Raw genomic sequence first — 23151 nt, 5'->3', positions numbered from 1 at the left:
CATGACCGCAATCCAATGGAGCGACGGCGCTCCGATCTATCGCCAGCTCAAGGAACGCGTCGTCGCGATGATGCTCGACGGCGTGCTCAAGCCCGGCGATGCCCTGCCCTCGGTGAGGCAGGTCGCCGCGGAATATCAACTCAATCCCATCACTGTCTCGCGCGCCTACCAGGAGTTGGCCGACGAGGCGTTGGTCGAAAAACGCCGAGGACTGGGCATGTACGTGACCGAAGAAGCTTCCAGGAAATTGCTCATGAACGAGCGCGAACGCTTCCTGCAAGAGGAATGGCCGCTGGTCCTGGAGCGCATCGCCCGATTGGGCCTGCGCACCGAGGAACTGCTCGGCAGCGGCGTCAGCAACGGCAACGACAAGGCGGACGCACCATGACCAATGCCATCCACATCGATCCGGGCCACATCATCACCGCGCGCGGCCTGCGCAAGGTCTATCGCAACAAGCTCGCGCTCGACGACACCAGCTTCGACATCCCGGCCGGCCGCATCGTCGGCCTGATCGGCCCCAACGGCGCCGGCAAGACCACCGCGCTCAAGGCGGTGCTGGGACTGATCGCGTTCGACGGCGAACTGTCGGTGCTCGGCCGCGACCCGCGCACCCAGCGCGACGAACTGATGCGCGACGTGTGCTTCATCGCCGACGTCGCGGTGCTGCCGCGCTGGCTGCGGGTACGCGAGGCGATCGACTTCGTCGCCGGCGTGCATCCGCGCTTCGACCGCGCCAAATGCGAGCGCTTCCTGCACGGCACCCAGCTCAAGCCGGACCTGCGCGTTCGCGAAATGTCCAAGGGCATGATCGTGCAACTGCACCTGGCGCTGGTGATGGCGATCGACGCGCGCCTGCTGGTGCTCGACGAACCCACCCTCGGCCTGGACATCCTGTACCGCAAGCAGTTCTACCAGCGCCTGCTGGAAGACTACTTCGACGAGAACAAGACCATCATCATCACCACCCACCAGGTCGAGGAGATCGAACACATCCTCACCGACGTGATGTTCATCCGCGACGGCAAGATCGTGCTCGACTGCCCGATGGAACACCTCAGCGACCGTTTCGTCGAAGTGCTGGTCGACCGCGACAAGGCCGACCACGCCAAGATTCTCGGCCCGCTCGACGAACGCGCCCTGCCCTTCGGCAAGACCGTGATGCTGTTCGACGGCGTGCCGGCCGCGCAGCTCAACGGACTGGGCGAAACCCGCACGCCGGGCCTGGCCGACCTGTTCGTCGCCACCATGAAGGGGACCTACGCATGAATGCCACCCACGACGACCTCCAGGCCCCTCCCGCCGCGCGTGCGATGACCACGATCACGCCGATGCAGACCTTCAAGATGTTGCTCAAGCGCGAATACTGGGAGCATCGCGGCGGCTTCGTATGGGGCCCGCTGATTGCCGGCGCGATCGCGATCGTGCTCGCGGTCATCACCGCGATCGGCCTGTCCGCGGCGTTCCACTACTACCTCGGCAAGGGCGAAGCGCACGGCGTCAATATGGACTTCTCCAGCAAGGCCGAATCGGCCGGCCAGATCGGCGATCTCGCCCTGAGCGGCGGCCTGGCGATGGTGTTCATGGTGTTCGTGTTCGTGGTGTTCTTCTACGCCCTGGGCTCGATCTACGACGAACGCAAGGACCGCAGCATTCTGTTCTGGAAATCGCTGCCGATCTCCGACACCCAGGCGGTACTGTCCAAGCTGTTGTGGGCGCTGGTGCTGGCGCCGGCGCTGGCCGCGGCGATCGGTCTGCTGGTCGGACTGGTGTTGTGGGTCCTGGCCTGGTTGACCGCCGTGCTCAACGGCGTCGACGGCGCGTCGGCGATCTTCGTGCAGGCGCATCCGCTGCGAGTGGTCGCGCAAGTCCTGCTGTCGCTGCCGGTGTACGCACTGTGGGCGCTGCCGACCGTCGGCTGGCTGATGCTGTGCTCGGCCTGGGCGCGCAGCGTGCCGTTCATCTGGGCGGTGGTGATTCCGCTGCTGGCGTGCGTGTTCATCGGCCTGGTCAACGTGTTCCTGGCGATCGTCACCCCCGACACCGGTTTCCCGGCGCTGCGTCTGGCCTACATCATCGGTTACCGCGGCTTGTTGAGCGTGGTTCCCGGCAGCTGGATGCTGAGCCCGCAGATCGCCAACGACGCCCAGCGCGCCGCCGTCGACGGGCCGCAGGCACTGACCCAGTCGTCGATCGACTTCACCACCAACCTGCATGCCCTGACCACCATCGACTTGTGGGTCGGCGCGGCGATCGGCGCGGCGATGGTCTACGGCGCGATCCGCCTGCGCCGCTGGCGCGACGAAGGCTGATCCGATGTCCCCGCCCGTCGCTGCGATCACGGCGGCGGGCGGGAGATCGATTGCAACCATCACCGCTTCGCGCGCATCAAGACCTCGACCCTTTCATTCGGAGCACACGATGCGACACGCCCTTCTTCTGCCGGCCACCCTGCTGCTCGCCGCCGCGGCGGTACTGCCGCTCGCCGCCCAGGCCGGCGAACGCTGCGAACATTCGCAGCCGCGCAATCTGCAACTGGACCTGGCCGGGGTCAAAGCGGTGGTGTTCGAGATCGGCTCCGACGATCTGGTCGTCACCGGCGCGCCCGGCGCCCGCGCCGCGGTCACTGGCCGCGCCTGCGCCTCGGACGCCTCCGACCTGGACGGCATGACTCTGATCCAGCAGCGCGTCGGCGACAAGCTGGTGGTCCGCGCCGAACATCGCTACGGCATCAACTTCGGCTTCAACGGCTACCGCTACATGAAGCTGCAGGCCAGCCTGCCCGACAGCATGCGCGTCCAGCTCAAGCTCGGTTCCGGCGACGCCCGGATCGACAACGTGGCCGGGCTGAGCATCGACCTGGGCTCGGGCGATGTCGAAGCGCGCAACGTGCGTGGCGTGACCACCGCCGACATCGGCTCGGGCGATGTCGATCTCGAACGCATCGGCTCGCTGCAGGTGATCTCGGTCGGTTCGGGCGATCTCAAGGCCAAGCACATCGGCGGCGGCGCCAAGCTCGGTTCGATCGGTTCGGGCGATGTCGAACTGAGCCAGGTCGGCGGCTCGGTCGAGCTCGACCGCCTGGGCTCGGGCGACCTGGTCGTCGACGACGTGCGCGGCGATCTGACCGTGCGCAAGGTCGGCAGCGGCTCGGTCGATCACCGCGGCGTCAGCGGCCGCGTCGACGTGGACAAGTGAAGACGTAAACAAGTGATTTCGCGCGCGGTGTCGTGCCGCGCGCTTTCTTCCTCCGCACCACCTCTCGGGATTCCGCCATGAAGGCCATGAACGCTTCGATGTCGCCGCTGTTGCCGGGCCTGCTCGCCGTAGCGCTCGCGGTGGCGTCCGCCGCCGGTTGTTCGCCGGCGCCGACCGCGCCGGCCGACGTGCAAGGCTCGCCGCTGGGCTTTCTCAAGATCGACGACCAGCAGGTGCAATTGCGCAACGGCGATGCGGTGGCGCGGATCGCCGCCGACGGCGCGCTCAGCATCGACGGTCGCGCGATCGCCCTGACCGCCCCGCAACAGGCGCTGAGCAAGAGCTACTACACCCACGCCACGGCGATCGGCCTGGAAGGCGCGGCGATGGGCAAGGCCGGCGCGCAACTGGCCGGCAAGGCCGTCAGTGGCGCGATCGAAGCCGCGTTCAAGGGCGGCGATCCCGATCAGGTCGGCAAGGACGTCGACGCGCAGACCGCGGAGCTGGAGAAGAAAGCCCAGGCCATGTGCATGCACGTCGCCGAGTTGCACACCACGCAACAGGCCCTCGCCGCCAGTCTGCCCGCGTTCCAACCGTTCGCGCGTCTCGACGCGACCACGTCGTTGGATTGTCAGAAGTAGTAACCGCCCCGCTCCATTCGCCTTGCGGCGATCGCGACCGAGCCGAATACTGCACGCCATTCGGTGTGGACAAGGATCGATCGGCCATGGAGCGAACGCAGGGACGGCTGTTGCCGCCGGTGGAGTATTGGTACGAGGATCAGCCGCGCGGCGACGCACCGCCGCGCGACGGGCTTTCGGCCAACGGCAATCTCCGCCATATCGACGCCAACTATCTGGAGCTGTCGCGCACCGAGGTCCTGATCAGGGGCCTGGGGATTTTCGGCGGCTGCTTCGCGCTGTGTATTTTTGCCTACGGCCTGTTTCCGGGCTCGTGGCGCGACTGGACCGTGTGGGACATCGCGCTGTCGATCGCCTCCCTCGGCGTGGTCGCACTCGCGGTGTTTTGCGTTCGCCTGGACACCACGGTGCCTTCCGACACGCCGGTGCGCTTCAATCGCGCCCGCGGCAAGATCTACATTTACGAATTCGCCTGGAAGGCCAATCCCTTCGTGCGCTGGCCGCAAACCATCAAGGTTTTCGACTGGGCCGACACCCACGCCGAAATCACCCGCCAGGCCGGAAACAGCGTGCGTTACGCGTTGTTTCTGAGCCACTGCAAGCCGGGCACGCTGGAGGTCGTCGACCGCATTCAACTCGGCGGTCAGAGCATCGACGAAGCCGATATGCGGCGCATGTGGGATTACTGCCGCGCCTACATGGAGCACGGCCCAGACAACCTGCCGCCGCAGACGCCGCGGCTGGACGACGTCAATTTCCGCCGCAGCGCGTTCTTCTTCATGCCGTTCCTCGATCCGAGCGCGGAAGGTGCCGCTTATCGCCAGCAGATGCATGTGCTCGAATGGATCGCCAGCCTTGCGTTGATGCTGCCGATGTTCTGGCTGTTGCTGCCGCTTGGCCTGATGCGCTACCTCGCCGTGCGCCTGGCGCCCAGGCCGCAATGGCCGGCGGAACTGGACGCGCAATCGCGCGGCGCGCCGACGGCGGCCGCGTGACTGTTTGCCAAGCACGCGCCTGACAGGCGTCGGCCGCGGCGACACCGCGATCCGCCGCGGATCGCGGCGCAGGCCAGCCGCCGCGACTTACTCGTACTCGTCGGCCGTGCCGCTGTCGCGGGTGTTCTTCTGCACCGCGATCGCCGCGAACAGGCTCAACGCATAGGCCATGCCGTAGAAGCCTTTCTCGCTCAGGCTGATGCCGGCGTTCCACAGGCCGATGCACAGCAGCACCAGTGCGCTCATCACCGAGGTCCAGGCCAGACCGTAGTAGATATTGGTGACCGGGATGCCTTCCATCCGGTCGCGCACCGCCTTCTGCACCGACACGGCCGCGAACAGGCCGTACAGCAGCAAGGTCAGGTAATACCCTTTCTCGTTGAGCAGCATCTGCGTGTTCCACAGGCCGACCAGATAGGCCAGCGCGCCCAGCATGAGCGCGGTCCACGAAGCGCCGACAAAAGCCGCGGTGGGCTTATGGGAGATGGCACGGTTCATTTTTGCTTTCCTTGTCGAAAGTAATCGGCTGACGTAAGCCACTCTGCGCCGGCCCATGACGCGGCCGGCTCACCGTGCGAGCGCTCCCAGCTCGCGCGGTCACTATGCCGATTACCGTGATCGCTGTCACCTGCGCATGGCGTTGCCGCCCGCCCTTGAAAAGGCTCGGAACATGCCTCATGCCGGACGATCGATAGCGTGGGTTTCGCCGATTCGGCCGCGCTCCCGGCGCGTCGTCGCTATCGACCGGCCAGGCCGGAATTCGCCGCGATAACGGCTCGACCGAACCGAGACGAGGCCGCGCGCCTTACCGCCGCGCCGCGCATCGCGGCTAGCTCACTTGCCGGATCGGACCGGCGTCTTGGCCACCCGCTTGCGCGGCTTGCCCTGGTCGGCTTCGCGCGCCTGCGCATCGGCGATCAACACCAGCACGTCGTTGATGATGCTCGACATCGTCGCGTGCGCGGCCACCGCATCGCCGGCCTTGATCGCATCGAGCACGCGCCGGTGCGCGGGAATGCTCGCGGTATGGCCCTTGATGCGATTGGTCAGCTGGATCGAGATGCGCAGCGCGGTGTTCACCAGTTCGTGCAGTTGCACGTAGAACGGGTTGCCGGTGGCATCGAGGATGGCGACGTGGAAGGCCACATCGGAGGTCAGATGATCGTCCTCGCCGCGTTCGGCCGCGATCATCCGTTGCAGGCCGCGCTCGATGCCCTCGATGGCCTTGGCGTCGGCGCGACGCGCGGCCAGGGCCGCCGCGGTGGGCTCGATGCCCAACCGCATCTCGGTGAACGACTGCAGCAATTTGTAGGAGAACTTGCGCTCGAGCATCCAGCGCAGCACGTCGGCATCCAGCAGGCTCCAACTGCGCTCGGGCTGGACCACGATGCCGCTGCGCGGGCGCGCCGACAGCATGCCTTTGGAGGTGAGCATCTTGATCGCTTCGCGGGTGACGCCGCGGCTGGTCGAATAGGCCTCGGAAATTTCCGCCTCGGTGGGAAACCCGCTTTCGGCGAAACGGCCCAGCACGATTTCCCTGCCCAATGCATCGAGCAGCTGTTCCGTCAGCGTCATGCGGCCGCTCAACTGCGATCGTCCGGCGGACTCGATAGGAGGCATCTTCCGAAATGCTCGATGGGGGGTGGGTACGATCTTCGCGACGCCGAACCGTTCCGGCAAGCACCCAGGCCTTGTTCGCCGACACGATAGCACGCGGCCCGACATCGGCAGACGCGCTGGCGAAGAGGTTTTGGTTCATCTCGCCTCGCCCTGTTTCGACGCCGACGCTCGTGCGATCCACGGTGCACGCTCTGCATGAGCGCGATCGTCGTGGCCGGGTCGACATCGCTATATTTATATGATAAATACGACAATGGTCAGACGGAGGGGTCTGCATGGGTTCGTTTCTGCTTCGCGCCGCGGTCGGCGCGGCGTTCATCGTGTTGTGCTTACTTCCCGATCCGGCGCGGGCGTCGGTGGGTTTCGATGCGCGGACCCGGGTGTTTCGCCTCGACGGCGGTCAGGTCACCTACGCCTTCGGCATTAACGAGAACGGCCAGTTGCAGGCCGTGCACTGGGGCGGACGGCTCACCGACGGCGACCGGCTCGGCCCGGTCAAGGCGCTGCCCGGCCATGCCAGTTTCGACCTGTCCGCCTCGGTCACGCCGCAGGAATTTCCGGCCCAGGGCGGCGGCATCTACAGCGAGGTCGCGCTCAAGGTCGCGTATGCCGACGGCAACCGCGACACGGTGCTGCGCTATGTATCGCATCGCATCGAAGGCGACGCCCTCGTCATCCGCATGAAGGACATCGCCGCGCCGCTGCAGGTGAGCCTGCGCTACACCATCGATGCCGACACCGGCGTGGTCGGGCGTTCGGCCTCGATCGAGAATCAGGGCGACACGCCGGTGCGCATCGATCAGGCCGCATCGGCTTCCTACACTCTCGCGCCCGAAAACGACTACCGGCTGCATCACCTCACCGGCCGCTGGGCCGGCGAATGGACCCTGCAGCAGCGCCCGGTCACCGAAGGCGCGACCGTACTGGAAAGCCGGCGCGGTTCCACCGGCCAGCAGAACACGCCGTGGTTCGCGATCGGCCGCGACGGCGTGTCCAGCGAAGAAAGCGGGCCGGTGTGGTTCGGCGCGCTGGCGTGGTCGGGATCGTGGCGGATCAGCATCGACAAGGATCAGCTCGGCGCGGTGCGCGTGGTCGGCGGCTACAACCCCTATGATTTTGCCTACCGCCTCGCGCCCGGCGAAACCCTGGATACGCCGGTGTTCTACGCCGGCTATTCCGAGCAAGGCATGGGCGGCGCCTCGCGCCTGATGCATCGTTTCCAGCGCGAACGCATCCTGCCCGGCAACGGCAAGCCGCGGCTGCGTCCGGTGCTCTACAACAGTTGGGAAGCCACCGAGTTCGCGGTCGACGAAGCCGGTCAGATGGCTTTGGCCGAAAAAGCCGCGCGCATCGGCGTTGAACGTTTCGTTATGGACGACGGCTGGTTCGGCGCGCGCAACAGCGACAAGGCCGGACTGGGCGATTGGACGGTCAATCCGAACAAATTCCCGAACGGGCTCAAACCGCTGATCGACAAAGTGCATGGCCTGGGCATGGAGTTCGGGCTGTGGGTCGAGCCGGAAATGGTCAACCCCGACAGCGATCTGTACCGCGCGCATCCGGACTGGGCGATCCAGTTTCCCGGCCGTCCGCTCACGCCGGCGCGCAATCAGCTGGTGCTCAATCTCGCCCGGCGCGATGTGCGCGATCACCTGTTCAAGGTGCTCGACGACCTGGTCACCCGCAACGACATCCAGTTCCTGAAATGGGATTACAACCGCAACTGGTCCGAGCCGGGCTGGTCGCAACTGGCGCCGGAAGACCAGCCCAAGCTCTACGTCGAGTACGTGCGCAACCTGTACTGGATTCTGGCCGAGCTGCGCCGCAAGCATCCGCATTTGGAGATCGAATCGTGTTCCGGCGGCGGCGGCCGCGTCGACATGGGCATCATGGCGTTCACCGATCAGGTGTGGCCGTCGGACAACACCGATCCCTACGACCGGTTGAGCATGCAGGACGGTTTCAGCCACGCCTATGCGCCGGCGGTGATGATGGCCTGGGTGACCGACTCGCCCAACTGGGTCAACAAGCGCGAAACCTCGCTCGACTATCGCTTCCTGTCGTCGATGCAGGGCGGCCTGGGCATCGGCGCCAACCTCAATCATTGGAAGGACGCCGATTTCGCCACGGCCACGCGCATGGTCGAGGCCTACAAGGGCATCCGCCGCACCGTGCAGCAGGGCGATCTGTATCGCTTGCTGTCGCCGTGGGACGGTGGCCGTCGTTCGGCCACGCTGTCGGTTTCGCCCGATCGAAAGCAGGCGGTGTTGTTCGCGTTCTTGCACAGCTCGACCAAGGCGCTGCCGGATCCGGCGATCCGCTTGCGCGGGCTCGATCCGGCCAGGCGCTATCGCATTGCACGCGTGGGCGGTGGCGAGCGGCCTGAATCAGCACCAGCCGAAGCCAGCGGCGCGTACTGGATGGCGCATGGCGTGCCGGTGAGTTTGCGTGGCGATTTTCAGGCGGCCGCGTATGTGTTCGAGGCGAAGTGACAGGCGGTTCGATACGCAACAGCATTCGCGCCTTTGGCGCTCAGGCCCTCACCCCTGCTCTCTCCCGCCGTGCGGGAGAGGGAGTTCGAATGGCGTTGGGGTTTCAATCGCGCTAGCACTCAACAGCGGTAAAACGAAAACGCCGCTGCAGACGCGCTCCGGGCGCCAATGCGGTCATGCCGTGGGCGAGCGCGCCGCCGGGCAGATGAACCGCGTCGATCGCATGATCCACTGGCTCGAAGCAGAAGAAGTCCGCGCTCACCGGCGTGTACAGCACGAAACGGTCGACGTCGCTGTCGATGTCCAAACCCAGTCGGCGACGCGGCCAACGGATGTTCGCCCGGCCCGACCAACCGACGAAACCATGATCGACGCAATCGGCGGGCAGCATGCGCATATCGTCGAATCGCCAGGGTTCGGGAATGTCCGCCAACTCGGTCGGCAGCGGCGTACGGCCATTGTTGAGCCAGATCCGGTCCGCCGGGGCGCGCAGACACGTGTCGGCATCGCGCGGGAAGAACGGGTGCAGCCCCAGTCCGAATGGCAGACTCTTCAGGCCGATGTTGACCACGCTCAGCGACACCTCCAACGCGCGTTCGCGCAGCCGGTAACGCAGGTTTGCGCGATAGCGATAGTCGCGAGCAGAGGTTTCATCCAACGCCAGCAAGGCCTCGTCCGCGGCGGCGTAGGCGACGCGCCAGGCGCGTTGCCAACCGCTGCCGTGAATCGGCCAGGGCTCGTCGTCGCGGTTGCGCGGCAAGTCGATGCGGCGTCCGTCGAAATCGAAGCCATCGTCGGAGATGCGGTTCGACCAAGGCAGCAACGGATAGCAGGCCAACTGGTTGGAGTCAGGAACGACACCCTCCGGCGACGGCGCGAACGCAGTGGTGCGCATCAGCGGCCCCAACTGGCCATCGATGACGGCGTCCAGGCCGAGCAACGCGCCGCCCCACTCGGGCGCGATCCGCGCGCGCAACCCCGCACTGGCCAGCATCATCGCCTGCACCGCCGTGCGCGCGGGTCAGCGCGCGCTGATCCGGCACATCGCGGTCGCATGCGGTGCCAGGGCGCCCATCGACAAACCGTCGCTCGAATGATGTTCGCGGCTGCATGGATCGCGCACAGCGAACGCGGACAGCTTGCTCAAGCGTGTGGATCGCATGCGAATTCTCCCGGGAAGATCGGCCGTGATCACCAGAACACGGCGTACAACACAGCCACTATCACCACCACGACGAGCGAGCCGATGTTGAAACTGGTCGGGGTCCGATAACTCACGTCGTCGGTGCGGATCAGATCGCTGCCGGTCCGCGTCTTGCTCAACAACGAAACCACCACCGCCAGTACCAGCGCGAGCAAGAACACCACGCCGACGCGATTCATGAACGGATAGTCCGGCCACATCACCCGCACCGCGATCGACAACAGCACCGAGCCGATCGCCGCGGCCAGGGCGCCGGCTTCGTTGGCGCGTTTCCAGAACAGGCCCAGCAGGAAGATCACGGTGATGCCCGGGGTGAAATAACCGGTGAAATCCTGGATGTACTGGAAGGCCTGATCGAAACTGCCCAGCAGCGGCTTGGCCGCGAGCATGCCCAGCGCGACCGCGATCAGCGAGGCGATGCGGCCGACCCGAACCAGTTTCGCCTCGTCCTGATCCGGACGTAGCTTGGCGTAGAAATCCAGGGTGAAGATGGTCGCCACCGAATTGATCTTGGACGCCAGCGACGCCATGATCGCCGCGATCAGGGCCGCGAACACCAAGCCCAGCACGCCGGTCGGCAGCAAACCCATCATGGTCGGATACGCTTGATCGGGCTTGCTCAATCCCGGCGCCAACACCACCGCGGCGATGCCCGGAATCACCACGATCACCGGCACCAGCAACTTCAGGAACGCGGCAAACAGCACGCCCTTCTGCGCCTCGGCGATGTCCTTGGCCGCCAGCCCGCGCTGGATGATGTATTGATTGAAGCCCCAGTAGCTGAAATTCATGATCCACAAACCGCCGAGCAACACGCCCAGGCCCGGCAAATCCTTGTAATAGGGATTGTCGCGACTGAGGATCATGTGGAAGCGCTCGGGCTGGACCTCCAGCAGGTGGCGGAAACCAGCGATCACGCCCTGCCCCTCGCCGATGCGGTTCAAGGTCAGCGCGGTGATCATCAAACCGCCGAGCACCAGCAGCGACACTTGCACGATGTCGGTCAGCGCCACCGCCTTGAGCCCGCCGTAGATCTGATACGCCAGGGCGAAACCGCCGAGCAACAGCAAGGCGTAGAGCTGGTCCATGCCGGTGACCTGGCTTACCGCGATCGAACCCAGCCACAGAATCGAGGTGAGGTTGACGAACACGTACAGGATCAGCCAGAACACCGCCATGACGATGCGGATCGTGCGGCCGTACCGGTTCTCCAGAAACTGCGGCATGGTGTAGATGTTGTTGCGCAGAAACACCGGCAGGAAGAACTTGCCGACGATCAGCAAGGTCAACGCGGCCATCCATTCGTAGGACGCGATCGCCAGGCCCAGCGCATAGCCCGAGCCGGACATGCCGATGATCTGCTCGGCGGAGATGTTGGCCGCGATCAGCGAAGCGCCGATCGCCCACCACGGCAGGGACTTGCTGGCCAGGAAATAATCCTGCGCATTCTTGCGGTGCCCCTGTTTCTCGCGCGACACCCACTGCGCCAGCAAGAAGATACCGGCCAGATAACCCAACACGATCACGACATCCAATACCGACAGCATCATTCGCCTCTCTTCCTGGGTCCGGCGATGCGGCGTGCCGGTGATTGACTGCGAAACCACGGGAACCACGAAAAACTAGATTCGCGCGCGGCCACGGTCGCGACGCGATGAATCTTCACTCCATTGGCAGACCGCGCTGTCGCGCGAGCGCGTACAGGCCGCGCGCGGAGACCTGCTCGTCGTGTACCTGCACGCGGTGACCGCGACGGGTCAGCGCGGTCGTGTACGGCTCCAGCAAGGCCGGTGGCGCGATCAGATGCACGGTCTGCGCCGATGCCGGCAGCCGGCGAAGCTCATGGCCGATCAGCAGGCCGGACAGGAACGAGCGCAACGCCGGCGCCGGCAGCACGTCGAACAATCCGTGCGTACGCACCGCGAACAGATGCTCGATCAGATCGCCATCCAGGCCGGCGTGATCCAGTCCTCGCGCGAAGCCCTGCGCATCGTGCGGCCCGGGCTGCATCAAACGGCCGAGGATGCTGTGCTCGCTCAACACCTGAAACAGTTCGCCGGTCATGGCGGTGGAGAAATCGCGGATGCGGCCATCGTCGATACGCAGATGCTTGCAGTGAGTGCCGGCCAGGCAGGCCAGATGCGAACCGGGCCCGAGCCGGTCGAGCAATCCGCAGATCTGAGTCTCCTCGCCGCGCATCACATCGTGGACGCCATCGGCATGAGTCACGCTCAGCCCCGGCGCGATCCACACTTCGCGATCGCGCGGAACCGACGATTCGATCCGGCGCATGCCCTCGGCGATCTCGTCCAGCCCCGCCGGACACGCCACGTAGGCGACCTCGTGCCAGCCCTGGCGGCTGCCGACCATGCCGGCCATCGCCACGACGCGGTCGTCCCAACCTTGCGCGATTTCGTCGAGCACCGCTTCGAAACGACCGGCGGACGCGAGCACGCCTTGATCGGAGCGGCGCGAGTCGATCACCCTTCCCTGCTGATCGAGCCGGAACGCGCGCAGGCTGCTGGTGCCCCAATCGATCGCGATCATCGGTCGTCGAACCTCGCTTCGGCCAACCCGCGCACGCCCGGCATCGAAGCGACGAACAGGCCGCCCGCCTCGGGTTGGAGGCTCAACTCGGCGTCGTCGAGTTCGTCGCTCGCGGTGGTGATGTAGATCCGATCCAGCGCGGGGCCGGCGAAACTCAGGCAGCTGACGTTCGAGGTCGGCACCCGCACACTGCGATCGACATGGCCATCGCGAGCGTAACGCACCACACGCCCGGCGCCCCAATGCGCGCTCCACACCTGACCGTCGCGATCCACCGCCGCGCCGTCCGGAGAAGCCGGCGCGTCCACCCGCGCGAACAGCCGCGGCTCGCCCACCCTCGCCGTCTCGCTGTCGTAGGCCGCGCGCATGATCCGGCCGCTGCGCGAATCGCAGTAGTACAGGCCGCGCCCGTCCAGGTCGAAACACAGGCTGTTGGGAATCGCCACGCCGGGCAAATCCAGCACGCGCAAGCCGTGGCTCAGCGAATACTGATGGAACCGCCCGATCGGCGCGCGCCGCGGATCTTCGTTGAGGGTGCCGAACACGAAACGGCCGTTGCGGTCGGCGCGGCCGTCGTTGATGCGCAGCGTCGGCTGGTCTGCATCGACCGGCACCAGCGCCTGCACGGGGAGTTCCTCGGCGTGCTCGGCCTGACGCGGGTCGGCGAAGTACAGGCCTTTCGCCAAACCGAGCAGCAATCGTCCCGATTCGCACAACGCGAACGATCCCAGGCGATCCGGCAAACGCCACTGCCGGACCTGTCCGAGTTGTGGCCGATAACGCCACAAGCGCGCGGCATGGATATCGGTCCACCACAGCGCCTGCTCGCGTTCGCACCACAGCACGCATTCGCCGAGTCTGCAGCGGCTGTCGACGGCGAGCGTCGCCACGGATTCATGCCCGGACTCGCGCATGGACTCAAGCATCGGCGCAACCATCGCCCTCACCACTCCGCCACGCTGCCGTCGGCGTGGCGCCACAGCGGGTTGCGCCAGTCCGACGCCTCGCGGCTGCGTTCGATCACCCGCGCTTCGTCGATCTCCAGTCCCAGCCCGGGCAACACGAACGGACGCACCGAGCCCTGCTCCATCGCGAAGGCATCCTTGTTGACGATGTAATCGAGCAGTTCGCCATCGGCGTTGTAATGGATGCCGATGCTCTGCTCCTGCAGCACCGCGTTCCAACTGGCGAAGTCCACGTGCAGGCACGCGGCCAGCGCGATCGGTCCCAGCGGGCAATGCGGCGCCAGCGCGACATCGTAGGCTTCGGCCATCGCGGCGATCTTCATGCATTCGCTGATGCCGCCGGCATGCGACAGATCGGGTTGCACGATCGCCAAGCCGCCGGCATGCAGCACGTTCTTGAATTCGAACCGCGAATACATGCGCTCGCCGGCGGCGAGCGGAATGGCGGTCTGCGCGGCCAGGCGCGGATAGTATTCGGCCTGTTCGGCCAGCACCGGTTCTTCGATGAACAACGGCCGGTAGGGTTCGAGTTCGCGGATCAGGGTCTTCGCCATCGGCCAGCCGACGCGACCGTGGAAGTCCAGGCCGAACTCGATGCGGTTGCCGAACACGGCGCGGATCTCGGCGACCTTGGCCACCGCCGCGTCGATCGCGCGGCCGCTGTCGAGCAGGCCGAGCTCCTCGCAGGCATTCATCTTGAACGTATCGAAACCCAAGGCGACGCGATCGTGGATCTGCGCGATGATGTCGGCCGGCCGATCGCCGCCGACCCAGCAATAGGTCTTCATTCGATCGCGCACCAGACCGCCGAGCAGCTGATACACCGGCACGCCCAGGGCCTTGCCCTTGATGTCCCACAAGGCCTGGTCGATGCCGGCGATGGCGCTCATGAACACCGCGCCGCCGCGGTAGAAACCGCCGCGGTACATGCTTTGCCAATGATCGTTGATGCGCGCGGGGTCCTGGCCGATCAGCAGTTCGCCGAGTTCGGCGACGGCGGCTTCGACGGTACGCGCGCGACCTTCCACCACCGGTTCGCCCCAACCAACGAGGCCTTCGTCGGTCTCGATCTTGAGGAACATCCAGCGCGGGGCGACGCGGTAAGTGCTGAGTCGGGTGATTTTCAAGGGCGCGCGCTCTGGTAGGCATCGACAAAAAGACCGCCGCGTTCGCGGGTGACCGCGGGCGATTGACCCGGGGTGTACAGATCGCTGCCCAGTCCGGCGCCGACGCAGCCGGCTTGCAGAAAACCGGCGAGGTTGTCCGGCGTGACGCCACCGACCGCGAACACCGGCACCTGCGGCGGCAACACCGCCTTGATCGCGCGCACGTAAGCGGGGCCGAAGTGGCTCGCAGGAAACAGCTTGAGTGCCTGCGCGCCCGCCGCCAGCGCGGCGAAAGCTTCGCTCGGCGTGGCGAAACCGACCGCGCAGCTCAGGCCGCGTTGCACCGCATGGCGGATCACCGCGACATCGGTGTTGGGGGTGACCATCAATCGCGCGCCGGTCGCCGCCAACGCATCCACGTCGGCCAGGTTCAACACGGTGCCTGCGCCGATCAGCGCGCGGTCGCCGGCGACGGCGAGCGCGAGTTCGACGCTGCGCAACCAATCGGGTGAGTTGGTCGGGATCTCGATCAAGCCGATCCCCGCATCGATCAATGCCAGCACATGCGCCTCGACCTCGGCCGGCGCGATGCCGCGCAGGATCGCGATCAAGGGGCGTCGGGCGCTCCAGTCGATGGACGGTTCGGTCATGGGCGAGGTGATCATTCGTGATACAGCTGGGTGCGTCCGCCATCGATGACGATGTCGGTGGCGTTGATGAAACGCGCTTCGTCGCTGGCGAGGAACAAGGCGGTGTAGGCCACCTCGTCGGGTTCACCGATCCGCCGCGGCGGCAGCAGTTCGGTCTGACGGCGACGCGTGGCCTCGGGATCGGGCTGCGATGACAACCAGCGCTCGATGCGATCCGTAAGAATCAGCCCGGGCGAGATCGAATTGAAACGCAGGCCCTGCGCCGCGTACTCCAGTCCCAGCGCTTTGGTCAGCCCGATCAGCGCGTGCTTGGCGACCGGATACGGGAACGCGCCGGGAATGATCTTGTGGCCATGCACCGAAGCGATGTTGACCACCGATCCGCGTCCGTACTCGAGCATGACCGGCAACGCGGCGCGGCTGAAATTCCAGGCACCGCCTAGGTTGATCGCCAGATTGCGCCACCAGTCGTCCGGCGCCAGGGTCAGCGGATCGCTGAACACGTCCACGCCGGCGTTGTTGATGACGACATCGATGGTGCCGAAGGCCTGCGCGGCGCGGTCGACGAAGGCCGCGACCGCATCGGCATCGGCGACATCGCCGGCGACGAACAGTTCGCAGGCCGAGATCTGCCCCGCTGGCGGCGGCGCGCGGTCGTAACCGGCCACGCGCGCGCCATGTTCGACGAACAGGCGCGCGATCGCCGCACCGATGCCGTTGGACGATCCCGAGACCAGGACCGATTTTCCGGCCAGGCGTTGCCCCGGTGCGGAGGAAGTGCGCTCGCTCATCGATTCGCCTCGGTGCCGGCCTGGGCCGGCGTTATGCGGAACTGGTAGCGCGAAGGCGCCACCGGAATACGGTACTGCGAATGCGGCTGGCCGACCTTGCTCCACGAATCGTCGCCGCCGACGCCGATCTGGCGTTCGTCGATCATCAGCGAAACGTGCTCGCGCGCGACGATGTCGCTGCTGTGCGCCTGCCCGATCGGCTTGCGATCCAGATCGGCATACGGAAAGGCCAAGGCATTGACCGACAGCGGCTTGGCCCCGGTCACCCGTATCCCGGCGCCGTCCTCGGCGGTCAGCGCGAGCCAGCGCACGTCGATCTTGTTGCCGGTTTCCTGCGGGCGGATGTAGTCGTGGTTCTGCTCGGCGATCTTGCCGGCATACACGCCGATCTCGGCGCCGGTGTAGCGATCGGCATAGTTCTCGTGCGGGCCGCGGCCGTACCAGCTCAGCTCGGTGATGCGGCTGGGCATGGTGAACATCAGCCCTAGGCGCAAGGGGTCGGGCAAGCCAGCGTACAAAGGCTTGAACTCGCCGCTGACGTCGACCGAACCGTCGCGCGCCATCGCATAGTCGACCGTGTACTGCACATCCGGTGTCGCGGGTTCGCCACCGATATCGAATTCCACCCGCACGCTTGCACTGCCGTCGTCGTCGCGTCGCACCTGGATAGCACGCACTCGACGAGATTCCGACAGTGGCTTCCAGATCTGATGGCTGGCGTAAAGCCCGGTGCCGATGTCGTTATCGGTTGGCGCACGCCAGAAGTTCGGCGCACCGCCTTGCAACAAGGTCTGATCGTTATAGGCGTAGCGCTGGATCAGGCCGGTGGCGCGATCGATGCTGAGTTCGACGCCGGCGGCGCGCAGGATCGCGGTCTGCGCCGTATCACTGACCGCGACTGCGGCACCCGAGCGCGCGACAGACGGCAACGACGGCGGCGGCGACAAGGCGAACTGTTCCCACGCCACCACATGCCCGGCCGGCACCAGCGGCACCGTGCCGGCGCGGGTGCGCGCACGCAGCGTCAGCAGATACTCGGCGCCGGGCCGCTTGCTCAGCGATGGCAGAGCGAAGTCGACCGTCTGGCTGCCGTCGGCGGGCGTGGACAACGCCGGCCCCTTGCCTTCGCGCACGATCCGGCCGTTCTCGCGCAGTTGCCAGTCGAAATCGAAACCGCTCAGGTCGATGAAGTTATGCCGGTTGCGCACGGTGAAGCGGCCGGCCGCGGCGTCCACGGCTTCGAACTGGATCGGCCCGTACACCTTGCTCAACTCGTGCAGATGCGGGTTGGGCGTGCGATCGGGTTGCAGCAGGCCGTCGCCGAATTCGATCGCCTCCGCGCCGGACGGATTGGGGCCGTAATCGGCGCCGTAGGCCCAGTACGCGCGGCCGTCGTCGGTGCGCTTGAGCATGCTCTGGTCGACCCAGTCCCAGATGAAGCCGCCCTGCAGCCGGTCGTGAGCGTAGATCGCATCCCAGTACAGCTTGAGGCCGCCGAGGCTGTTGCCCATCGCATGCGCGTACTCGCACAGGATCAGCGGCTTGCCCGCGAACTCCGGGGCGGTCGCGTAATCGACGATGCGCTCGGCCGGGTCGTACATCGGCGCGTAGAAATCCACGTATGGTTCTGGCAGATGCTGGGCGTAGATGGTGCCGTGGCCGAGATAGCTCACCAACCGCGTCGTGTCATGCGTGTGCAGCCAGTTGGCCGCGTTGGCGAAGTTCGGCCCGGTGCCCGCTTCGTTGCCCAGCGACCAGAAAATGATCGAAGGATGGTTCTTGTCGCGCTCCATCATGCGCTGGACCCGCTCCAGATGCGCGCGCTCCCAGCGCGGGTCGTAGCCCAGTTGGACCTGGTCGCGCGGCCGCATGCCCTCGTCGCCCTTCTGCATGTAGCCGTGCGATTCGATATTGGCCTCGTCCATCACGTACAGGCCGTATTCGTCGGCCAGCGCATACCAAAGCTCGGCGTTGGGGTAATGCGAGGTGCGCACCGCATTGACGTTGTTGAGCTTCATCAACTCGATGTCGCGCCGCATCGACGCTTCCGATATCACGTGGAAGCTGACCGGGTCGTGCTCGTGCCGGTTGACCCCACGGATCTTGATCGGCTTGCCGTTGACCCGCACCAGTCCGCCGGACACTTCGACCGTGCGAAAGCCGATCTTTACCGCGCTGGCCTGCACCAGTCGGCCGCCGGCATCGTGCAGTTCCAGCAGCAAGGTGTATAGATTCGGCGTTTCCGCGGTCCACGGCCGCACGCTTTCGATCGTGCCCGCCAGACTCAAGGTGCGCGGTTTCGACGACGGCTCGACCGCCGCCTCGCGCGTCAGCACGACGCGGTCGCCATCGAGCACACTGGCCTTGACCCGACCCGCCGCGGCCGCGCCGGTGACGCTCAGGTCTAGATTCAATTCGCCGTTGCGATAATTCTTGTCCAAGGTGGTGCGGGCGAAGAAGTCGCGCAACCAAGTGCCAGGCGCGGCGAGCAGATAGACATCGCGCTCGATGCCGCTGACCCGCCAGAAATCCTGATCCTCCAGATAGCTGCCGTCGGACCAGCGATACACCTGGATCGACACGTTGTTGCTGCCGGCGCGCAGATGGCGGGTGATGTCGAACTCGGCCGGCAGCTTGGAGTCTTCGCTGTAACCGACCTGTTTGCCGTTCACCCACACGTAGTACGCCGCGCCGGCCGCGCCGATGTGCAACAGCACCTGGCGCCCGTCCCAACCCTGCGGCACGGTGAAATCGCGCCGGTAAGATCCGACCGAATTGATCGCGTGCGGAATGAAGGGCTGATTGGCCGGAAACGGATACGTGATGTTGTTGTACAGCGGCTGGCCGTAACCCTGCGCCTGCCACATCGACGGCACCGGGATGGTTTTCCAGGCCGATACGTCGAAATCGTCGCGATAAAAATCCAGCGGCCGCTGGTCGACGCTCGGCGCGAACGCGAAGCGCCAATCGCCGTTGAGGTCGAGGAAGTAACGCGAATCGGCGATCTTTCCGGCGCGCGCAAGCGGCACCGACTCGAACGGGAACGAGGTGGCGCGCATCGGTTCGCGATCGATCGCATTGACCTCCGGCCGCTCCCATTCGGCCGCTTGCGTGGACGCTTGCGGCGCGGGTGCCGCCTGCGCGCCCGCCAGAGCGCACAGCGCCAGCAGCATCAGCAAGCCGCGACCGACGTGGCGTATGGGCGTACGCATCACCATGATCCGCGGATGCCGAAGGACAGCGCGCGACCGTTCGCCGCGACCCACTGCGGACGGCTCTCGTAGCGCGAATACGCCGCTTCGGTCTCGTCGTTGACGTTGCTGGCTTCGGCGAACAGCGAGACGTGGTCGTTGAGCTTGAAGTTGGCGCTCAGATCGATCTGCCCATACGGCTTCACCGTGGTCGGCTCGCCCTGCGATCCGCGCACCGCCGACAGGTATTCGTCGCGCCAGTTGTAGGCCGCGCGGAAACCGACCCGGTCCTTTTCGTAGAACACGATCAGATTGCCCGAATTGGCCAGGCCCACCACCGCGAACTGACCGGTGGCGATGGCCGGATCGAAGCTCTGCTTGCTGTCGACGTAGGTGTAGTTGGCCTGCACGCCCAGGCCGTCGAACGGCGCCGGCAGGCGGTCGAAGGTGTACTGGAACGATAACTCCGCACCCTTGACCACGGCGGTATTGGCGTTGACCGGCAGGGTTTCCATGAACGGATAGCCCTGGATCGTGGTCGGCCGGGTCACGTTGGTGACGAAGTTCTCGACCTTCTTGTAGAAGCCGGCCAGACCGAGGTAACTGGTGTCGTTGAAGTACCACTCCGCGCCAAGATCATAATTGCGCGCCTTGTACGGCTTGAGATCGATGTTGCCGGTGTTGATCGATCCCGGGCCCGGCGGACGCACGCCGATGTCTTCGCTGATGCGCAGGCTGGTCAGGGTCGGCCGGGTCAAGGTGTCGGACGCCGACGCGCGCAGCACCACGTTCTCGCGCAGATTGATGCGGAAATTCAGCGACGGCAGCCAGTCGTTGTAGCTGGCGCTGCGCGAGATCGGAATCGGCGGAGTGAAATGTACCTGGGCATTGGTCGGATCGCCCGGCGTGCCGGTGATCGATTCCACCTGCGAGGACACCGCGCGCGAAACCGCATCGGTCTTGACGAAGCGCACGCCGAGGTTGAGCGTCCACGGCATGTCGTGGAAGCTGTTCTCGAAGGTGGCCTGGGCGAACGCCGCGTACGACTTCTCCTCCACCAGCCATTGGCTTTGCGGCACCGGCATCGCCCTGAAGCCGCCGTATTTCTGCAAGGCATCGGCGATGCGCTGAGCACGGCCGGGATCGTTGGGGTCGTAGAATTCGCCGCCGGGCGCGAACTGGTTGTACGCCGCCGGGCTCGACAGGAAGTCGAAGTAGCGCTGCGGATCGAACGTCAGCCATTGGGTCGGCGCGCCGGTGGAAACGCCGTTCACCAGCGAGCCGGCATTGAACACGCTCGCCAGTTCGCTCGGCAGCCGCACCGCATAGCCGCAGTACGCGCAGTTCAGATCGCTGTCGGAGGTGCGCACGGTGACGCTGTCCTTGGTCCGCTTGGAGCCGGAGATGCCGAACTGCAACTGCGACAAGGTGCCTTCGATGAAGTTGCGGGTCAGGCTGACCTTGCCCTCGTACAGCTCGTCGCTGCGGTTGTCGCCTTCGCGGTCGACGAAATGCGCGCGCAGATCCGAGGTGTCGGTGGTCGGCAACAGATTGGAGTAGCTCGGAAACGCGCCGGGATTGAGATTCCAGGTGGGATTCACGCCGACATTGCGCGCGCCCATCACCATGAAATAGCCCTTGCCTCCACTGTTCTCCTCGGCCTTGGAATAGGAGCCGTCGAAGTCCAGCGAGGTCTGCTCGCCGACCTGCCAGGCGACGTTGACGCCGAGCTGCTGGTTGATGGAGTTGCGCGGGCTGGACGAGACGATGTGATCGTTGGCCAGCCCGCCGGTGTCGCGGCGGACGAAGGAGGTGGCGGTGCCGTTGGCATCGACGCTGGCCTGCTGGACGTCGGCGGGGTCCGTGTACAGGCCGAAGGCGTTGACCTTCGAGTCGATCTCGTACTTGGAGTACATGGCGTCCACGCCCACCCGCACGTTTTCGCTCGGCAACCAGTCGATCGCCGCGTTAACGCCGGTGCGGGTGCGCTGTTCCTGATTGACCTTGTATTGCAGGGTGCGCGGCACGGCGACGTTGTTCAAACCGCTCACGCCGTTGATGCCGTTGCTGCCGGTCAGCCAGCCTTCGTCGTCGATCACTTCGCTGGTGTGATCGCGCTGGTAGCGCACCACGCCGAGCAAGGCGCCGAAGGTGCCGTCGGCGTTGGTGTCGCTGATCAGGCCGGAGAACTTCGGCTTGGTCTCGCCCGACAGGCTGTCGCGCACGGCTGACACGCTGCCGGCGACGTGGAAACCCTTATCGTCGAGCGGGCGCCGGGTCTTGATGTTGACCGTCGCGCCGATGCCGCCTTCGCTGAGATTGGCCTGCGAGGTCTTGAACACCTCGGCGGTGCTGATCAGTTCCGACGGCAGCACATCGAAGCTGAATTCGCGCCCGGCGTTCTCGGTCGCCATGGTCCGGCCGTTGAGCAGCACGGTGTTGAATTCCGGGCCGAAGCCGCGCACGGTGATGAAGCGCGATTCGCCGCCGGAGCGGTCCACCGACACGCCGGCGATGCGCTGCAGCGAGTCGGCGACGTTCTGGTCGGGGAACTTGCCCACGTCCTCGGCCGATACCGCGTCGACGGTGCCGATGGCGTCCTGCTTGAGCGCCTGCGATTTCTGGATGCTCGCGCGGGTGCCGCTGACCACCACCGCGCCGAGCGTGGTCGGGTCTTTGTCGGCGCTTTCGGCCGCCGCGGCGGCCGGCGCGTCGGCGGACTGTTGCGCTTGCGCGGCCTGGGCGACGACGGCGGACATCGCCATCGTGACCATCAGCGCGTTGCGGACACGAAGTGCGTTACGAACGGAAACGGTCAGTGCTGATTGATGCATTACCCTGCCCCGGCTGAACAGCGATTTGGCTGTTGTTTGACGATCGACCGGACCTCGCCCCCGCTCGGTCCCTCCCTGCGCGACCGCCCCGGCTGGGCCAGATCGTCGCGCACCTCTATTTGTAGGATAAATAGTATTTATGGGATCAATGCCGATGCAAGCTGCACCGCAGCATGGCGATCGCGCAGGCTCCGGCCGGACCGTAACTCGACGCACGGTCGGCCTGCGAGCACCGGAACAAGGCAATCGGCGCCGATGCAACGCAAATCGACGACTCGACGCTGACGCGGTCATCCGCATGGCTCGCAACGACTGCGCCGCACGCGGCTCGGCTTGGCCGCGATCAGGGCGAGGCTGTAAGCGTTCGCATGGTCGTGACGTCAGATGCGGGCACACACGCCTCGAGCCCGGGCTGGGGCGCGTTCGGCGAGCCGATTGGCTAAAGGCCCAGGTCTGTTTTTGCCAGGAGTGAGTCTGGAGGAGTGAGAAATGAGTGAAGCGGTTGCGTCGCTGCCGCTTTTCGCCCGCCATAGCGAATATCCGGCGCGGTGGGCGTGGCTTACGAGCGTTCCTGAATCACACCGCCCTGCCGGTAACCATGAACTGTGTCGACCGCGCACAGCGATGCCGACCGCCGCTGAAAATGCGCGAGAAATGGGGAATAGAAAACAAGTGACAGCGCGCGCCTGTCGCTGATCCGTCGTGGCGGGCGAATCGGTAAGCGTCACCGCGGAACGATTCAGTCGCTGCGCGTTACCGAGGTGTGCCCGCAAGCGTGGCCCGATGCATACGACGACGTCGGCACTGAATACGTGTGCACGTAAGGGGCGAGACGGGCGGCCGCGGCACCATGTCATCGCGGTGCGGGCCTGCTCAAATTTGCACGCCACCGGCACCGCAGACCGAGGTCTGCGATG

The 23151-nt window shown here is 65.7% G+C and carries 18 protein-coding genes; 7 read left to right on the top strand and 11 right to left on the bottom strand.

Annotated elements, in window-relative coordinates; translation table 11 throughout:
• The first annotated feature begins 1 nt into the window (after position 1).
• The 6 genes from AC3A4T_RS08510 (at position 2) to AC3A4T_RS08485 (ending at position 4834) form a co-directional block, all read left to right on the top strand.
• Complete coding sequence (locus AC3A4T_RS08510) at positions 2-388, top strand: GntR family transcriptional regulator (RefSeq protein ID WP_487674986.1); 387 nt, start codon at positions 2-4, stop codon at positions 386-388.
• Complete coding sequence (locus tag AC3A4T_RS08505) at positions 385-1269, top strand: ABC transporter ATP-binding protein (RefSeq protein WP_487674985.1); 885 nt, start codon at positions 385-387, stop codon at positions 1267-1269. Before AC3A4T_RS08510 ends, AC3A4T_RS08505 begins: the two co-directional genes overlap by 4 nt.
• A complete protein-coding gene (locus tag AC3A4T_RS08500; protein WP_487674984.1) occupies positions 1266-2312 on the top strand; it encodes an ABC transporter permease in 1047 nt (348 codons plus the stop codon). The genes AC3A4T_RS08505 and AC3A4T_RS08500 overlap by 4 nt, the downstream gene beginning before the upstream one ends.
• Before the next feature lie 109 nt (positions 2313-2421).
• Positions 2422-3198 (top strand): DUF4097 family beta strand repeat-containing protein, encoded by a 777-nt coding sequence (locus tag AC3A4T_RS08495; RefSeq protein WP_487674983.1) that lies wholly within the window; start codon positions 2422-2424, stop codon positions 3196-3198.
• 77 nt (positions 3199-3275) lie between these two features.
• A complete protein-coding gene (locus AC3A4T_RS08490; RefSeq protein WP_487674982.1) occupies positions 3276-3839 on the top strand; it encodes a YggN family protein in 564 nt (187 codons plus the stop codon).
• An 86-nt stretch (positions 3840-3925) separates the two neighbouring features.
• Positions 3926-4834, top strand: a complete 909-nt coding sequence (locus AC3A4T_RS08485; protein WP_487674981.1) for a DUF6708 domain-containing protein — start codon at positions 3926-3928, stop codon at positions 4832-4834.
• An 87-nt stretch (positions 4835-4921) separates the two neighbouring features.
• On the opposite strand, the gene yiaA is transcribed toward AC3A4T_RS08485, so the two are convergent.
• Together yiaA and AC3A4T_RS08475 are read right to left on the bottom strand one after the other, a co-directional pair.
• On the bottom strand, positions 4922-5332 hold the full coding sequence (gene yiaA, locus AC3A4T_RS08480; RefSeq protein ID WP_056113936.1) for an inner membrane protein YiaA: 411 nt from the start codon (positions 5330-5332) through the stop codon (positions 4922-4924).
• Between the two features lie 336 nt (positions 5333-5668).
• Positions 5669-6409: a FadR/GntR family transcriptional regulator gene (locus AC3A4T_RS08475; protein WP_487674980.1), complete on the bottom strand. Its 741-nt coding sequence runs from the start codon at positions 6407-6409 to the stop codon at positions 5669-5671.
• A 320-nt stretch (positions 6410-6729) separates the two neighbouring features.
• On the opposite strand from AC3A4T_RS08475, the gene AC3A4T_RS08470 reads away from it, so the two are divergent.
• Positions 6730-8946, top strand: coding sequence for an alpha-galactosidase (locus AC3A4T_RS08470; RefSeq protein WP_487674979.1), 2217 nt, complete (start codon positions 6730-6732; stop codon positions 8944-8946).
• 112 nt (positions 8947-9058) lie between these two features.
• Here AC3A4T_RS08470 and AC3A4T_RS08465 read toward each other — a convergent pair whose 3' ends face one another.
• From AC3A4T_RS08465 to AC3A4T_RS08425, 9 genes are all read right to left on the bottom strand, one after another.
• Positions 9059-9886 (bottom strand): aldose 1-epimerase, encoded by an 828-nt coding sequence (locus tag AC3A4T_RS08465; RefSeq protein WP_487674978.1) that lies wholly within the window; start codon positions 9884-9886, stop codon positions 9059-9061.
• 251 nt (positions 9887-10137) lie between these two features.
• Positions 10138-11700, bottom strand: a complete 1563-nt coding sequence (locus AC3A4T_RS08460; RefSeq protein WP_487674977.1) for a sodium:solute symporter family transporter — start codon at positions 11698-11700, stop codon at positions 10138-10140.
• Positions 11701-11812: 112 nt separating this feature from the next.
• A complete protein-coding gene (locus tag AC3A4T_RS08455; RefSeq protein WP_487674976.1) occupies positions 11813-12697 on the bottom strand; it encodes a 2-dehydro-3-deoxygalactonokinase in 885 nt (294 codons plus the stop codon).
• Positions 12694-13623 (bottom strand): SMP-30/gluconolactonase/LRE family protein, encoded by a 930-nt coding sequence (locus AC3A4T_RS08450; RefSeq protein WP_487674975.1) that lies wholly within the window; start codon positions 13621-13623, stop codon positions 12694-12696. Before AC3A4T_RS08450 ends, AC3A4T_RS08455 begins: the two co-directional genes overlap by 4 nt.
• A gap of 17 nt (positions 13624-13640) precedes the next feature.
• Positions 13641-14789: a galactonate dehydratase gene (gene dgoD / locus AC3A4T_RS08445; RefSeq protein ID WP_487674974.1), complete on the bottom strand. Its 1149-nt coding sequence runs from the start codon at positions 14787-14789 to the stop codon at positions 13641-13643.
• Positions 14786-15418 carry a 2-dehydro-3-deoxy-6-phosphogalactonate aldolase gene (locus AC3A4T_RS08440; RefSeq protein ID WP_487674973.1) on the bottom strand — a complete coding sequence of 211 codons (633 nt, stop codon included), beginning with the start codon at positions 15416-15418 and terminating at the stop codon, positions 14786-14788. Before AC3A4T_RS08440 ends, dgoD begins: the two co-directional genes overlap by 4 nt.
• Before the next feature lie 11 nt (positions 15419-15429).
• Entirely contained in the window at positions 15430-16209 is a 780-nt protein-coding gene (locus AC3A4T_RS08435) for an SDR family oxidoreductase (RefSeq protein WP_487674972.1), read from the bottom strand.
• Positions 16206-19421 (bottom strand): glycoside hydrolase family 2 TIM barrel-domain containing protein, encoded by a 3216-nt coding sequence (locus AC3A4T_RS08430; protein WP_487674971.1) that lies wholly within the window; start codon positions 19419-19421, stop codon positions 16206-16208. Before AC3A4T_RS08430 ends, AC3A4T_RS08435 begins: the two co-directional genes overlap by 4 nt.
• Positions 19421-22165, bottom strand: a complete 2745-nt coding sequence (locus AC3A4T_RS08425; protein ID WP_487674970.1) for a TonB-dependent receptor — start codon at positions 22163-22165, stop codon at positions 19421-19423. The genes AC3A4T_RS08430 and AC3A4T_RS08425 overlap by 1 nt, the downstream gene beginning before the upstream one ends.
• Between the last annotated feature and the right edge of the window lie 986 nt (positions 22166-23151).

The organism is Lysobacter sp. Soil_N_51 (assembly GCF_057655755.1).
The sequence above is the reverse complement of the archived record's forward strand: the minus strand, read 5'-3'. Positions and strand labels throughout refer to the sequence as shown.

Bases quoted from the DNA above. Each gene is read 5' to 3' on its own strand.
- AC3A4T_RS08510 (WP_487674986.1), top strand. From the start codon at position 2: ATGACCGCAATCCAATGGAGCGACGGCGCTCCGATCTATCGCCAGCTC.
- AC3A4T_RS08505 (WP_487674985.1), top strand. From the start codon at position 385: ATGACCAATGCCATCCACATCGATCCGGGCCACATCATCACCGCGCGC.
- AC3A4T_RS08500 (WP_487674984.1), top strand. From the start codon at position 1,266: ATGAATGCCACCCACGACGACCTCCAGGCCCCTCCCGCCGCGCGTGCG.
- AC3A4T_RS08495 (WP_487674983.1), top strand. From the start codon at position 2,422: ATGCGACACGCCCTTCTTCTGCCGGCCACCCTGCTGCTCGCCGCCGCG.
- AC3A4T_RS08490 (WP_487674982.1), top strand. From the start codon at position 3,276: ATGAAGGCCATGAACGCTTCGATGTCGCCGCTGTTGCCGGGCCTGCTC.
- AC3A4T_RS08485 (WP_487674981.1), top strand. From the start codon at position 3,926: ATGGAGCGAACGCAGGGACGGCTGTTGCCGCCGGTGGAGTATTGGTAC.
- yiaA (WP_056113936.1), bottom strand. From the start codon at position 5,332: ATGAACCGTGCCATCTCCCATAAGCCCACCGCGGCTTTTGTCGGCGCT.
- AC3A4T_RS08475 (WP_487674980.1), bottom strand. From the start codon at position 6,409: ATGACGCTGACGGAACAGCTGCTCGATGCATTGGGCAGGGAAATCGTG.
- AC3A4T_RS08470 (WP_487674979.1), top strand. From the start codon at position 6,730: ATGGGTTCGTTTCTGCTTCGCGCCGCGGTCGGCGCGGCGTTCATCGTG.
- AC3A4T_RS08460 (WP_487674977.1), bottom strand. From the start codon at position 11,700: ATGATGCTGTCGGTATTGGATGTCGTGATCGTGTTGGGTTATCTGGCC.
- AC3A4T_RS08455 (WP_487674976.1), bottom strand. From the start codon at position 12,697: ATGATCGCGATCGATTGGGGCACCAGCAGCCTGCGCGCGTTCCGGCTC.
- AC3A4T_RS08450 (WP_487674975.1), bottom strand. From the start codon at position 13,623: ATGCTTGAGTCCATGCGCGAGTCCGGGCATGAATCCGTGGCGACGCTC.
- AC3A4T_RS08440 (WP_487674973.1), bottom strand. From the start codon at position 15,418: ATGACCGAACCGTCCATCGACTGGAGCGCCCGACGCCCCTTGATCGCG.
- AC3A4T_RS08435 (WP_487674972.1), bottom strand. From the start codon at position 16,209: ATGAGCGAGCGCACTTCCTCCGCACCGGGGCAACGCCTGGCCGGAAAA.
- AC3A4T_RS08430 (WP_487674971.1), bottom strand. From the start codon at position 19,421: ATGCGTACGCCCATACGCCACGTCGGTCGCGGCTTGCTGATGCTGCTG.
- AC3A4T_RS08425 (WP_487674970.1), bottom strand. From the start codon at position 22,165: ATGGCGATGTCCGCCGTCGTCGCCCAGGCCGCGCAAGCGCAACAGTCC.